The organism is Clostridium peptidivorans (genome assembly GCF_900205925.1).
In the GTDB taxonomy this organism is placed as follows: Bacteria; Bacillota; Clostridia; order Clostridiales; family Clostridiaceae; genus Clostridium_AK; species Clostridium_AK peptidivorans.
In genome coordinates, this window is record NZ_OAOD01000030.1 from 1 (window position 1) to 13,103 (window position 13,103).

Genomic DNA, 13,103 nt, shown 5'->3' on the forward strand with positions numbered 1-13,103 from the left:
TATAACAATTATAGGTATCAGTGGGGACTAAACAAAATGACCCCTGTACAATACAGGGATCATCTCCTTAAAACCGCTTAGTCTTTTTTATTGTGTCCTTGACAAAGGGTACATTTTAATACGAGGGTCAATAGTCTTTTTATATCTTTTTTAGAGGATAATAATATTCCGTTATATAATCATTTGGATCACATTCGTTATTGGGTGACACAAAATATTTGCGTAATGGTGCATAACATATTTCATAACCCATACCTTTAATGTATTTATGCACATAGCTGCTGATATCACTGATCCTACTATAAGTTCCCTTAAATGATACAACAGCGGCTTCACTTGGAGGTAACTCGTAATACTTTAACCCCTTTGCTTCTGCTGGTACTTCACTGACTATCCGTAGAACTTCTGTATCTATTACGTTATTTACTAAATCAACACTATGTGTGATAGCATATGAATATTCATTGATTAAGATCTTTATATTGTTTTCAATACATTTACGTTCAAGTCTTTTCCAAAGCAACCCCTCATCTTCGAATTTACTTAGATTTGCTCGTAGGCTGACAACTTTCCGCGAAGCAAGAGTAGTTACTTTCACAGAAAACACAAAATCACTATACATTCCAAGATCATTAATGATTTGACGCATCCACTGGATTTGCTCTTCAATACGTTTTTTTTCCTTCTGTTTTTCTAAAATCTTATTTTCAATTAATTTGCGTATATCATCATCAGAACAACTGCTTACCATTGTAATTTCTTTTAAAGCAAAACCTAGCTCTTTGAGTATTTGAATACGATTAGCTACAATTATCTGGCTTTCACTGTAATAGCGATAACTATTAATTTCGTCAACATACTCTGGAATGAGTAGACCTATTTTGTCATAATTTCTTAACATATTAATACTAATTCCAGTAAGTGCAGCAAATTCACCTATTTTTAACATTTATATAGTTCTCCTTCTCTATTATAATCAATAGAAATACTTCGTAATTATATTGTATTTCAAAAAGGATAATTACAATTAATATAAGCCATTATTTATAAATAATCTCCTCTACAAATTCCTATTTATCTATTACTTATACACTCTTTATTATAACATATTTTGTAAATCCAATATGCAAATTACATACTAGATTTTTGATTTTAATATAATACTTTCGCTAACAAAAATAGCCCTAGGCAAGCTATATCAATACCTAAGACTAGTTTCCTCATTTACTTATGGTACGGTTCACCTTTCACTATCCTAAATAAAAACACTCTTATCTACATTTTAGGAAAGAGTGTTCATCATTATAATATATATTTTAAAATAGTATTTAATACATTGTTACATCCAAGCTACTACAGTAAGTTTTCTATAATATTACCCTCTCATTCTATTCTTTGAATTAACATTTCTCCTATCAAAATATTCTGATATGCTTTTTCTTCAAGGTCTGCTAATCGTTCATATTTTTTAATTCACGACTTACTATTTTCAGAATAAAATTTTAAAGCTTCTCCAATAAATTTAGATGCACCATTTCCATATTTCTTATCAACTTCTTCTATCCACTTAGGAAATACTAAATAAATTTGTACCATATAGTACCAATGATCATCTCCATTATCCATTTTGAAAATTTCATAATCTTTTTTAGCTGTATTTGTTATTTCTTCAGCAATTTGTTGAACTTCCTTTGAAGAAGGATCTTTACTTAAGTCAGATACAAGCTTTTTATATAGTTCTCTTAATTTAGGGTGCTTATCTTCCAAACAATCTTTTTTAAACTTATCATATTGCTCTTCTAAAGTAAACATAACACTACTATTAAGATTTTTCTTTAAAGCTTTAGCATATTTCTCAATACTTCCATATTGCTTTATAGCCATTTTAGCAATCTCAGCTTCCTTAGATTTAAATTTTTCAATAAGTTCATTATATTTATCTACGCTACCATACATTTTAATTACTTTATCCTTGTGTTCTGTTTTAAATTCCTCCAATACATTAAAATATTCACTCATATCAAATTCTTTAAAATTCATCGTGCTTTCTCCTTTTAAGGTTTTATTTATAAGCTCTATTAAACCATTCAATCTCTTGCGTTTTAACATAAGCAGCTTTTTTTGATTTTTTAGTGCTTGCATTTTATCAAAATATGGACTCAACATTATCTCCTTAACATCTTTTAAAGGTATATCAAGCTCTTTGAAAAATAAAATTTGCTGCAGAGTTTTAAGGGCTTCATCATCATAAAGTCTATATCCTGCCTCTGTAATTTCACTTGGCTTTAATAATCCTATTTCATCATAGTAATGTAGTGCACGCACACTTATTCCTGTCAAATCCGAAACTTGTTTTACTGTTCTCATTGCTACACCTCAAAGTTTGATTTTACAGCTATCAATATTATCTAATACTCAGCCGGCTATGAGTTTTTGTTAACATATTCAAGCTATATTTTTATATTACACTATGCCGTGGTGTTAGGGTCAACACTTTACAAAAGAAGAAGGAGTACCCTTTATAGATACTCCTTCTTCCTTACCATCATCTGATAGAGTTATAATTTATAAAGACTTTTTATATTTCTTATAGTAACCTAAACTTGAAACAATATTAGAAGCACCTAAAATTATAAAACATACTGCAAAATATTTTTTCTCAATTAAATATAGTACTCCCAAAACCAAAAATCCAATGCCCGTAAATGCATTTATTTTCCATAAGATTTTGTTATTTATTGTTTCACCTTTACACTTACCATCTTTTTTTATTTGCTTAATTCTAGAATTATACGCTAGATAAGGTATAAAATTAAAAACAAACATAAAAATATCAATTATTAATAATCCAAGGATAATCAGAAAAATAGGTCTTATAGCAATTATAGAAACAACTAGCAAACCCATTAGTGCTATAGCTATTATTAAAGAATAAAGTGTTCCCTTTCTTGTTTGATTTCTTATACTTGTATATTTATCTATTTCTGATTCACAATCACTATAAATAGGTTTACTCCCAGCCTGTGCCGAAAAAATGTGCATATAATTTTCTATAGAAACAACGCGTTTCCATCCTGATTCTCTAAATATAGAAAAATACTCATTGTCTGCATCTGTTTGATAGTCTAAGCTATATACTATGTCTTGAGGCTTATCTTTTTTAATTTATAGAAAAACCCTCCTATTATGTCTTCTAGTATCCAACCTTGACTTGCATACTTTTTTAGTTTTTCCATATCACTTTCTTCGCTAGTGGCAAATCCACTAATCATTACATACTTATTTTTCATGAATGTCTCCCTTACTCATCTAAAAAATTTTCAGCAAATTTAATCATCTGCTTTTTACGCTTGATTTCTTTCATGAGCATCTCTCGCCCTTTATTTGTTATTTTATATACTTTTTTATTTTCATCTATGTCAAGACTTAACTCCACTAGGTCTGCTGCTAAAAGCTTTTTTAGTGTTGTATAAAGCGATGCAGGACCAATAGTAACTTCATTATTAGTTAACTTTTCAATAGTTTTCATAATTAGGTATCCGTGCTTTTCCTCAATAACACTAGACAAAATATAAAAAGCAGAGTCTGTTAATTCCCCAATATCAATAGAATCTTTTCGTGGCATAAAATTCTCCTTCATATTTTTTATATATCATTAAATGATATATCATTTAATATAATATATCATTTAATGATATACTCGTCAAATGTATATCTATTGCTTTTGTTATTTATATGCTCTTGTTAAATCGTAAAAAACATAACCACCTGAAAGTAGCTATTTAAGCTACCTACACGTGGTCGTGAATATGTATGGTGAACAACCTTACCTAGCTATCATCTTATAATCTAATTTCAGTAAAAACCACATTTACTTATGATACGGTTCGCCATATCACTACTAAGTGAGGTTTTATCATATTATTCTTATATATGTATTATACATAATTATGGTATAATCCTAAGGTACAATTTCATAGTTAAATCATCTTTACCATTTACAGCAGGTATATTCTTAATAGCATTGTACCATCAAAAAAACTTCAACTAATATATAAATCTATATTTTAGAGGTACTTCATCATTTCTTATTTGACGCAAATCATTAAACTTACCTTTTCATATAAAATTTATTGTAAAAAAACTATTTTAAAATATACCATTTCTATCTTTTAATCTAGAAATCTTTGAATTTAACGTATTCTGATTGTTACATTAATTTTTTATACTTATATTTAAAGAAGAGTATTGTTTGAAAATCATTAGTATTTGCTCATTTTCTATTATAGATAATTCTTTTTTAATTCATCAACAATATCAGAACTGCTATATCCCTTTAACGCAAGTAATCTAATCTCTAATATATATTCATCATACGACAACTTATCCTCTATCAAAATACGCTTAGTATTTGAAAATATTTCAAAGAACTCAGCATAAGAAATTGTTAAGGTTGTCACTTTATCAAACATTTTTTCAACAGCTCTAGATACATTTGGTGGGGTAGGTTTTCTGTTATAGCAATATGTATATAATCCATAATACATTTCACAACATGCTACCAAATCCATTTGACAAACACCTTTTATCAGTTCTACTATATTTATTGCTTCCTCATATTCGCCTATCATAACTTGTCTAAAGGCCAAATATCTGATTACTTCACTTTTTTCAATGATTGATAATTGACTATGCTTTGTAGATTTGTGAGATATTTCTTTTATACGTTTATATACCTCTTTATACTCATCTATATCTAGTTTACATGCAGCTTGTGTTAAAATGCTTTCCTGTTTAGCTGCTAAACGTATTGCAGAAATATAAAATATTAATATAATGTATGCAAGATATAAAAGAATAAATATAGTAAAATCTGCTTTTTCCCAATCAATTGAGTATATTGTTAATATGCCTAAAATAAAACTTAATGTTGTTTCCGAAAAACTTTTTGTACTCGTATAAATTCCTACTGAAATAGCAAGAATAAGTACACCCAATAAGTAGGTTTTAGACCAACCTGCAGATAAATAACTTCTTATACCTAAATCAACTAAATATATTATAACCAGGAATAGAACTGGCATCTTTTTGAAAAGCATCTCAGTGACACTTTTTAAAGCGCTAACCGCCTCAAATAAACTTTTGCTTTTTTTCATTCATTATCCTCCTTGTTTTGAAGAAAACTATCCATAAATATCTTAAACACTGCTGGTCCAGTTATCCCATACTTATTTCCAATATTCCATAAATCAGTCTGTAATTTTTCATAGGATAAATCGAATGGAATATCGCCCAGTTTTTTCAACATAATTTTACAATCCATTATTATCATTTTTTTCTGGCTTTTTCTCATAATACCCTCCACAATGAATATCGACTTATTACACAATTATAAGCAATATAATATAAATTCCTACTTATCTTATACTTAAAAGATTGTTCCGCCTTTAATTATAGCATATTTTGTAAATACCTCACTATTTATGATATAGGTTTTTTACTCATAAAAATAGCCTTAGGCATGTTATTTTAATACCTAAGGCTGAAACCGCATTTACTTATGATATGGTTCTCCTTTCACTATCCTAAATTAAAATACCATATTAGATTCCTCCAATATGGTATTTTATATATTTATTAGTTTTATTTAATTCATATGATAATTTTCAGGCAGATATATTTAAAACTTTACAGGTTTCTATTGTAACTCAATTTCAATTTTAAATTCTAATATTTCCTTTGGTTGCAATACTAAAATTTTTTCTTCTTTAGAAGCTATATCAATGCTGTCATAATAACCATTTGTAGGCTCCAATGCGCAATTGTAATCTCCTCTGAAGCCGCCTTCAGTAACCCAAAAGCCAACATAGGGAAGCTTTTCTTTATCAAAATACACATTATAGGTTATATCTTTAGATGGATAATAAGCACCGCATTTTCCTTCCTTAACTGCTCCCTCTACATAATATTTTTCTTCATTATTTGCAGAGCTATCAAGTACTCTATCTAGATGAATGCAATTTCCATTCTTATCTTTTGTAATAGGATAAGAATGAACCTTAGACACTTCACCAAGGTATTTACTTTCATGTACATTTATAACCTTATCAGTTCCCTTTGGAAAGAAAAGCTGCATATCTTTTTCACAGTTTATAAGACAATGCATCGCCCATATACATGGGAATTGAGTTTCTCCGCAGTTTTCTATATTATATTCAGCTATTACCCTATCACCTTGTAAATATATAGTTTTTTTATAGTTATAATCTAAAATAGCACTTTTATATTCTAAAATTATCCTTTCATTTTCTAGTCTATAATCAAATTTTCCACTCCATATTTCACCATGATCTGGATAAGCTACATTTTTCCCATTTATAAGTACATTGCTTTTATCAATTGTAGGAAAAGCATCATCAAATCCTGAGGCATCAAATTCTTCAAAGGATGAATATAATTGTGGAGTTTTATAAACCTGTTCTTTGTTTTGAAATAAAAGTTCAAACTCCTTATCTTTTCTAAGAATCGAAGCTATCTTGCCTCCTAGTTCTGGAATTACTATAACCCTTAAAAGATCATTTTCAATTTTAATAGCATGGCGTTCTTTAAATTTTATCTTTGAAATCATTATTTTCTCCTTTATTCTTAAGAATATATTTCTTCAGTTCCATCACCAATGCCACTAAGGTAAAAGCTTGGCTCATATCCTATTTTATTTTTATAATTTTCTCTTACTATATCAATAAAATTATCTACTTCAGCTTTTTTTACAATAGCTATAGCGCATCCTCCAAAACCTGCACCTGTCATTCTTGCTCCAAGACATCCCTTAGCTTTTAAAGCTTCAGTAACAATGGTGTCAAGTTCTTTGCCTGAAACTTCATATAAGTCCCTAAGGGAATTGTGAGATGCTGCAAGAAGCTCTCCAAATTTCTCTATTTTACCTTCATTAAGATATTTATAAGCTTCCTTTGTCCTTTCATTTTCATAAACTGCATGTTTTGCTCTTTTCCTCACATTGTCTTCTTTAATTAGCTTCTCCATTTCATTAAATTCTTCTACACTTAGTTCACAAAGAGCATTTATTGGTTTTTGCGTTTTGACTATTCTTAAGGCTTCTTCACATTCTGCTCTTCTTTCATTATATTTTGATTCATTTAAAGCTCTTCTCTTATTTGTATCTAAAATTATAAGACAATTATCTTTAAGATCTACATTGCAATAGTTGTACTTTAATGTATTACAGTCTAGAAGTATAGCTTTATTCTTCTTGCCCATGCCTATAGCAAACTGATCCATTATACCGCAATTTACTCCTACAAAAGTGTTTTCCGCCCTTCGACAAATCTTCACAAGTTCAACCCTATCTAATTTCCCTTCATTAAACAAGTTATCAATAATTACTGCCATGAGTACTTCAAGAGATGCAGAAGATGATAATCCAGCGCCGTTTGGAATATTTCCGCTGACAAGTATGTCCATACCAGAAACCTTATACCCTTTTTTCATCATCTCTACAATTACACCTTTGGGATAATTAGCCCAATCATCACTTTCACTGAACTTTATTTCATCAATATCAACTTCTACTTTTAAATCAAAGTTTGTTGAAGCAAAATTTATTTTTCTATCATTTCTTTCACGAACGCAACCATAGGTTCCAAAGTCTAGTGTACAGGGTAGAACATATCCCCCATTATAATCTATATGTTCTCCGATTAAATTCACTCTCCCCGGAGAAGTAAAGCTCCTTATTTCTCCACTGCCATAAAGTTTACTAAATTCCTGTTTTAATTCATTAATCTGCATAGCTTCTCCCCCCCGTTACATATCTTCAAAATTTATCGTATTTATAAATTTTATTAGTCCTTTAAGTCCTTCTTCATCCCTTTTATAAACTCCAGCATCCATAAGAACATTTAGAAATTTATAACCCACCTCATCTTTAATTATTTTGCTACTTTCCTCATTGTTACATCCTGTTCCATATCTATAAATTAACTCTTCTACCCAGGGCAAATGTTTGTATAAGCAATGATTTTTATCCTTTTTCACTTCTTCTGTAAGCTTTACACTTCCTTGGAGAATTTTTTCTATCTCTTTAAGCTCTGTATTAAGTCTTGCAGGAAGTACAGCTAGCCCCATAACTTCAATTAATCCTATATTTTCTTTTTTAATATGGTGAAGTTCTTTATGAGGATGAAATATTCCATCTGGATATTTATCCGTTGCCCTATTATTACGAAGAACTAAATCCATTTCAAACTCACCATCTTTATTTTTTCTTGCAATAGGCGTTATGGTATTATGGTTAATGATCTTGCCATCTTCCTTAGTAAAAGCAACAATATCCAGTTCTTCGTGGCTATATTGACGCCATGAAGTTAAAATCTTTGATGAATACTCGATAATTTTATCTGCATTTTTTGAGCATAATCTTATAACAGACATAGGCCATTTTACAATTCCTATCTTAATTTCTCCATCTTTAATTGGAAAATAATACTCAACAGTAGCTTTCTCCATTGGAAAAGTATGCCTTCCCCCTTGAAAATGTTCATGGCTAAGTATTGAACCGCCAACTATTGGTAAATCAGCATTTGATCCCATAAAATAGTGTGGAAACTGCTCTACAAAGCTAAGTAGTCTATTAAATGTTTTATTGGAAATTTCCATAGGCACATGCTTTTCATAAAAAAGAATACAGTGTTCATTATAGTAAACATAGGGAGAGTATTGTAAATACCACTGTTCATCATTTAAACTGATGGGAATAACCCTATGATTTTGTCTTGCAGGATGATTAATTGTTCCAACATACCCTACGTTTTCGATACATAGTAAGCATTTTGGATAACTGCTTTCAGGCATCATTTTAGCAGCTGCTATTTCCTTAGGATCTTTCTCCGGTTTAGACAAGTTAATTGTTACATCTAAATTTCCATAATCCGTTTCTGTATTCCAGTATAAATTTTGTGATATTCTATCCATTCTTATATAATTAGATGCCTTTGAGAACTCATAATATTCCGCTGTAGCATATTCTGCCCCTCTACTTTTATAAGTATTAAAGAAATTCTTAACCACCTCAGATTGTCTTGGCATAAGAGCTCCCATAATTTTTGCATCAAATAAGTCTCTATATGTTACTGTATTGTCTGGTAATAATCCTTTATCTATAGCATAGGTTAAAATATTTTCTAGAATTTCATGTGATGTTTTTACTTCTTCATCAGGTACATCTGAGGACAAATATTCATCCACATTAAGTAAATCAATTAAGGAATTTCTTGAGGGTATAATGTCCATTTTTTCAATCATTTTATGTTTTAATGCGAATTGTAATAGTCTATCAATTTCTAAATAAATATTTATTTTCTTCATATAACATCCATTCCTTTCTCTATGTTTAATGAAAAAGGCCTCCCATTTTATAATTTGAAATATATGGTATCTTCTATAACTTCATTATCATACTTATCTATTAAAGATAAATAAATTTTATGATTAATATTTTCTTTAATTTTAAAATTTAAATCTAGACCCTTATGCCTATAAATAATAAAAGTGTTAATGATTTAAAAACAATCATTAACACCTACTTCATTAAAACTCTATAAATTTTATTAAATTTTGTGATACTTATGCTGTGGTCTACCAACTTTACCGTATTCCACTGATTTACCCACTTTATTTTCTTTTTCCATATATTCAAGGTACCTTCTAACTGTTACTCTTGCTATGCCTAATTTTTCTGCTAGGTCTTCTGCTGTAAAATCTTCATAATTACTTTTTTCTATTTCATCCCATATGGTTTTATATGTATATTTATTAAGCCCCTTAGCCAAATCATCTTCAATTTGAGAAACATTAGAACTAGATATTAGCTTATCTAAGTCCTTTTGCTCAATTACATCATTTTTTTTAAATTGATAATATCTACTCTTAAATTGAATAAGTGATTCCTTAAATCTTTCAAAGTTAAAAGGCTTTATAAGATAATCTACAACTCCATATCTAAAAGCTTCCTGTATTCTTTCAATGGATTTATCTGCTGTAATTAAAATAATATCTATACCTATCTCTTGCCCCCTTATCCACTTCAAGAAATCACTGCCGTTTTCTTTAGGAAGATATACATCAAGTAATATTAAATCTGGCTTTTTAATAGATATAAATTTTTTTGCATCATCAAGATTAGAAACTGCTTTATACAGGGTAAATCCTTCTATTCTTTTTAAAAACTTAGAATTTATTTCCCTAACCATAGGATCATCTTCAACAATCATTACTTCAATCAAGCTTATTCCTCCTTGTCATTGGTATAGTTATATCCCAAAGAACACCTTCATTTACATCAAAATTTATTGTACCGTTAAACTCATCAATTATTTTCTTTACAATATACATACCATGTCCTCGCTGTCCTTCCTTTGTTGAAAACCCCTGCTCATATATTTTCCCCCTATACTCCAATGGAATTCCACCACCATTATCTTTCACTTTTATACTTAAGAAATGCTTCTTTTCAACTATTTTTATATATATAAATCCAGTACCATCATTTTTAACTTCATCTAGAGAATTTTCTATTAGATTTCCTACAACTGATACAATGTCTTCAGAAATCATATTCTGAGGCAGCTTTGTAAGCTTTGAATTTTCATCTATTTTCAGTTTAACCCTGCACTCCTCAGCTTTATTATACTTTGATAGCAATAGAGCTGATAAGGAAGTGTCTTTTATATTCTCAGTTAAAATATTGCTTATATTACTTCTCACTTTTGCTACATCTGATATAAACTGTAGAGCTTCATTGTACTCTTCCAGCTGTATAAGTCCTGCTATGGTATGAAACTTATTCATAAATTCATGATTTTGAGCTCTTAAGGACCAGGCCATTTTTTTAACACCTGTGAGCTCTTCTGCCATTCTGGTCACCTCTGTTTTATCTCTAAAGCTAGCAATAGCTCCTACAACTTTCCCTCTATTCATTATAGGAATTATATTAGTCATTATTATGGTATTATTTATCCTCAGCTCCTTTTCAAATTGGGCTTTCCCTGTCTCTAATACATTAATCATACGGGTATTTGAAATAAGCTCTTCTATGTTTTGTCCTATAATATTCTCCTTATTAATCTCATTTTCAAAGCGTAATATATTTAAGGCCGAATCATTTATAAGCGTAATTTTACCTCTATGATCAACAGCTACTAGCCCTTCATGAATAGCATAAAGCATTCCCATCTTTTCATTATAAAGCTTTGCTATTTCCTCAGGATCAAGTCCCAACAAAGTGTTCTTTATGTTATTGGCTAATAAAAATGCCCCTATTACACCTGCCATAAGTCCTCCAAGACCAATTAAAATTATATATAAAATGGCTGTATGCTTAGCCGCTTCAATGCTGTGGGTAAGTGTACCTACAGAAACAAAACCTATCTCTCTCTTATTTTCTGCATCATATATTGGAGTAAAAGCTCTCAAGGATTTTCCAAGCGTCCCCGTAGCCTCAGAAATATATGTTTCTCCCTTTTGAATTGCTCTATACTCATCTCCTCCCACAAACCTTTTCCCTATCATCTCAGGGTTTGGATGAGAATATCTAATTCCCTCATTGTCCGCTACAATTATATACTCAACCTGTTGTAAATTCTTAAGCTGCATATTAACATAGGATTCAATCTTACCGCTGGGATCCTTAGCCTCCAGCGCATCTACTATCTCTCTAGAATGTGCTACCATTTCAGCTACATTCATAATATTAGTTTTAGCCTTGCTTTCAATATTTCCAGTCATCCATGAGGCCACAAAAGAAATGATTATAGATATAGAAACAAACACTACTGTGATAATCAATAAGGTAATTTTTGTTTGCAGTTTCATTGCTTTTTTCATATTCATCACCTTAACCTTAATATGTGCAAATTTAAGTTTTATAATCAAAAAACTTTAAAAAACACGGAATCATAGAAGAACATACATATAGAAGGATTAATATAGGAATATATACTTCAATCCTATTATATATCACTTCTTTTATTATTGTCTTCCACTTTTTCCGTGTTTAATTTAACATCTATTTAATAATTGTTTTTTATCATGCAGTAGCTTTATTATTTAATTTTTTTATTTTATTGTTTCTAAGCACTTTAAATGCATAAGAAACAATAAATGGACAAATGATAGCAGATACTACACATGCTGCTGCAACTTGTGCAGTAGCTACTGTTGCTACAACAGCTAATGATGGATCTGCTGCTGCAACAACAGCTGGCGTTGCTACAGCATTTCCTGCAGTTGACCCTGTTGCCAGTCCAATTATAGGCTCTTCTTTAAATAATTTTAGAAGAACATAAGCTCCTATTCCAGTAAAGGCAGCTATTATTCCTAATAATATACCAGGGACTCCAGCTTTTACAATAGTTTCAAGATTCATTCCTGCACCTAATGGGAAGGAGAAGAATGGGATTAATAATAATTTACTGCTTCCAAGGAAAGCTCTCATATCAGAATCAATATTTCCTAAAATCATTCCTATTACTATTGGAATTAATACTGCTATAAGTGCCTTAAAAGGAATTTGAGCAAGTCCTGATGCACCTAATGCAACTAATGTAAAAAACGGACCATCTTTTAAAGATAATAAAGCATAAGCACCTACATCAGTTTCATCACCATATTGTGAAGCAAGGGATGCATATAATCCACCATTACAATTTGTTAATGCTGCAAGGATCGCTAGTGGTGATAAACCTAACACTCCAGCAGGACCAAAAACTTTTCCTACAAATATGCCAATACCAGCACCTACTATAAATTTTCCTGATATTAATATTGCACCTTTTTTTAATGCCTTTGGTGCTAATTTGAAATTGATTTGTGAACCAATTAAAAACATAAAACAAGCCAAAATTGTTGATGATGCTTTTGCATCGAATAATGCCGTTGTAAAGCCGCCAATTTTCAGAAACTGTGGGAAAAATGTATTAACTAATACCCCTAAAAACAATGGAACAATCATCATACCGCCTGGAATTTTATCAATTGTTTTCTTAATTGGAATTTGCATTTTTATCCCTCCATTATTTTAAAATAGT

Annotated in this window: 13 protein-coding genes and 1 pseudogene; 1 reads left to right on the top strand and 13 read right to left on the bottom strand. The window is 30.2% G+C overall.

Annotated elements, in window-relative coordinates:
- On the top strand, positions 1-81 hold an 81-nt coding region (locus tag CRN98_RS17525; protein WP_143331309.1), incomplete at its 5' end, for an IS3 family transposase.
- A 58-nt stretch (positions 82-139) separates the two neighbouring features.
- On the opposite strand, the gene CRN98_RS15845 is transcribed toward CRN98_RS17525, so the two are convergent.
- The 13 genes and pseudogenes from CRN98_RS15845 to CRN98_RS15900 all read right to left on the bottom strand — a co-directional run bounded on the left by CRN98_RS15845 (position 140) and on the right by CRN98_RS15900 (position 13,075).
- Complete coding sequence (locus CRN98_RS15845) at positions 140-949, bottom strand: MerR family transcriptional regulator (protein ID WP_097028402.1); 810 nt, start codon at positions 947-949, stop codon at positions 140-142.
- 545 nt (positions 950-1,494) lie between these two features.
- Positions 1,495-2,367, bottom strand: a pseudogene (locus CRN98_RS15850) (MerR family transcriptional regulator); the annotation flags it as partial.
- A 198-nt stretch (positions 2,368-2,565) separates the two neighbouring features.
- On the bottom strand, positions 2,566-3,165 hold the full coding sequence (locus CRN98_RS15855; protein WP_341455857.1) for a DUF2812 domain-containing protein: 600 nt from the start codon (positions 3,163-3,165) through the stop codon (positions 2,566-2,568).
- Positions 3,138-3,290 (bottom strand): hypothetical protein, encoded by a 153-nt coding sequence (locus CRN98_RS18155; protein WP_341455854.1) that lies wholly within the window; start codon positions 3,288-3,290, stop codon positions 3,138-3,140. Before CRN98_RS18155 ends, CRN98_RS15855 begins: the two co-directional genes overlap by 28 nt.
- A gap of 11 nt (positions 3,291-3,301) precedes the next feature.
- Complete coding sequence (locus CRN98_RS15860) at positions 3,302-3,625, bottom strand: PadR family transcriptional regulator (protein WP_097028403.1); 324 nt, start codon at positions 3,623-3,625, stop codon at positions 3,302-3,304.
- A gap of 658 nt (positions 3,626-4,283) precedes the next feature.
- A complete protein-coding gene (locus CRN98_RS15865) occupies positions 4,284-5,156 on the bottom strand; it encodes a hypothetical protein (RefSeq protein ID WP_097028404.1) in 873 nt (290 codons plus the stop codon).
- A complete protein-coding gene (locus CRN98_RS15870) occupies positions 5,153-5,353 on the bottom strand; it encodes a hypothetical protein (RefSeq protein ID WP_097028405.1) in 201 nt (66 codons plus the stop codon). Before CRN98_RS15870 ends, CRN98_RS15865 begins: the two co-directional genes overlap by 4 nt.
- A 345-nt stretch (positions 5,354-5,698) precedes the next feature.
- The gene (locus tag CRN98_RS15875; protein ID WP_097028406.1) at positions 5,699-6,628 is read right to left on the bottom strand and encodes a DUF5107 domain-containing protein; all 930 of its coding nucleotides are present in this window, start codon (positions 6,626-6,628) and stop codon (positions 5,699-5,701) included.
- A gap of 17 nt (positions 6,629-6,645) precedes the next feature.
- Positions 6,646-7,809, bottom strand: a complete 1,164-nt coding sequence (locus CRN98_RS15880) for a galactokinase (protein WP_097028407.1) — start codon at positions 7,807-7,809, stop codon at positions 6,646-6,648.
- A gap of 15 nt (positions 7,810-7,824) precedes the next feature.
- Positions 7,825-9,384: a UDP-glucose--hexose-1-phosphate uridylyltransferase gene (locus CRN98_RS15885; protein WP_097028408.1), complete on the bottom strand. Its 1,560-nt coding sequence runs from the start codon at positions 9,382-9,384 to the stop codon at positions 7,825-7,827.
- A 242-nt stretch (positions 9,385-9,626) separates the two neighbouring features.
- Entirely contained in the window at positions 9,627-10,301 is a 675-nt protein-coding gene (locus CRN98_RS15890) for a response regulator (protein ID WP_097028409.1), read from the bottom strand.
- Complete coding sequence (locus tag CRN98_RS15895) at positions 10,294-11,901, bottom strand: ATP-binding protein (RefSeq protein ID WP_097028410.1); 1,608 nt, start codon at positions 11,899-11,901, stop codon at positions 10,294-10,296. Before CRN98_RS15895 ends, CRN98_RS15890 begins: the two co-directional genes overlap by 8 nt.
- Before the next feature lie 202 nt (positions 11,902-12,103).
- Complete coding sequence (locus tag CRN98_RS15900; RefSeq protein WP_097028411.1) at positions 12,104-13,075, bottom strand: 2-keto-3-deoxygluconate permease; 972 nt, start codon at positions 13,073-13,075, stop codon at positions 12,104-12,106.
- Positions 13,076-13,103 lie beyond the last annotated feature (28 nt).

Excerpts from the sequence above, each read along its gene's own strand:
- CRN98_RS15845 (WP_097028402.1), bottom strand. The coding sequence starts at position 949 with ATGTTAAAAATAGGTGAATTTGCTGCACTTACTGGAATTAGTATTAAT.
- CRN98_RS18155 (WP_341455854.1), bottom strand. The coding sequence starts at position 3,290 with ATGAAAAATAAGTATGTAATGATTAGTGGATTTGCCACTAGCGAAGAA.
- CRN98_RS15860 (WP_097028403.1), bottom strand. The coding sequence starts at position 3,625 with ATGCCACGAAAAGATTCTATTGATATTGGGGAATTAACAGACTCTGCT.
- CRN98_RS15865 (WP_097028404.1), bottom strand. The coding sequence starts at position 5,156 with ATGAAAAAAAGCAAAAGTTTATTTGAGGCGGTTAGCGCTTTAAAAAGT.
- CRN98_RS15870 (WP_097028405.1), bottom strand. The coding sequence starts at position 5,353 with ATGAGAAAAAGCCAGAAAAAAATGATAATAATGGATTGTAAAATTATG.
- CRN98_RS15875 (WP_097028406.1), bottom strand. The coding sequence starts at position 6,628 with ATGATTTCAAAGATAAAATTTAAAGAACGCCATGCTATTAAAATTGAA.
- CRN98_RS15880 (WP_097028407.1), bottom strand. The coding sequence starts at position 7,809 with ATGCAGATTAATGAATTAAAACAGGAATTTAGTAAACTTTATGGCAGT.
- CRN98_RS15885 (WP_097028408.1), bottom strand. The coding sequence starts at position 9,384 with ATGAAGAAAATAAATATTTATTTAGAAATTGATAGACTATTACAATTC.
- CRN98_RS15895 (WP_097028410.1), bottom strand. The coding sequence starts at position 11,901 with ATGAAAAAAGCAATGAAACTGCAAACAAAAATTACCTTATTGATTATC.
- CRN98_RS15900 (WP_097028411.1), bottom strand. The coding sequence starts at position 13,075 with ATGCAAATTCCAATTAAGAAAACAATTGATAAAATTCCAGGCGGTATG.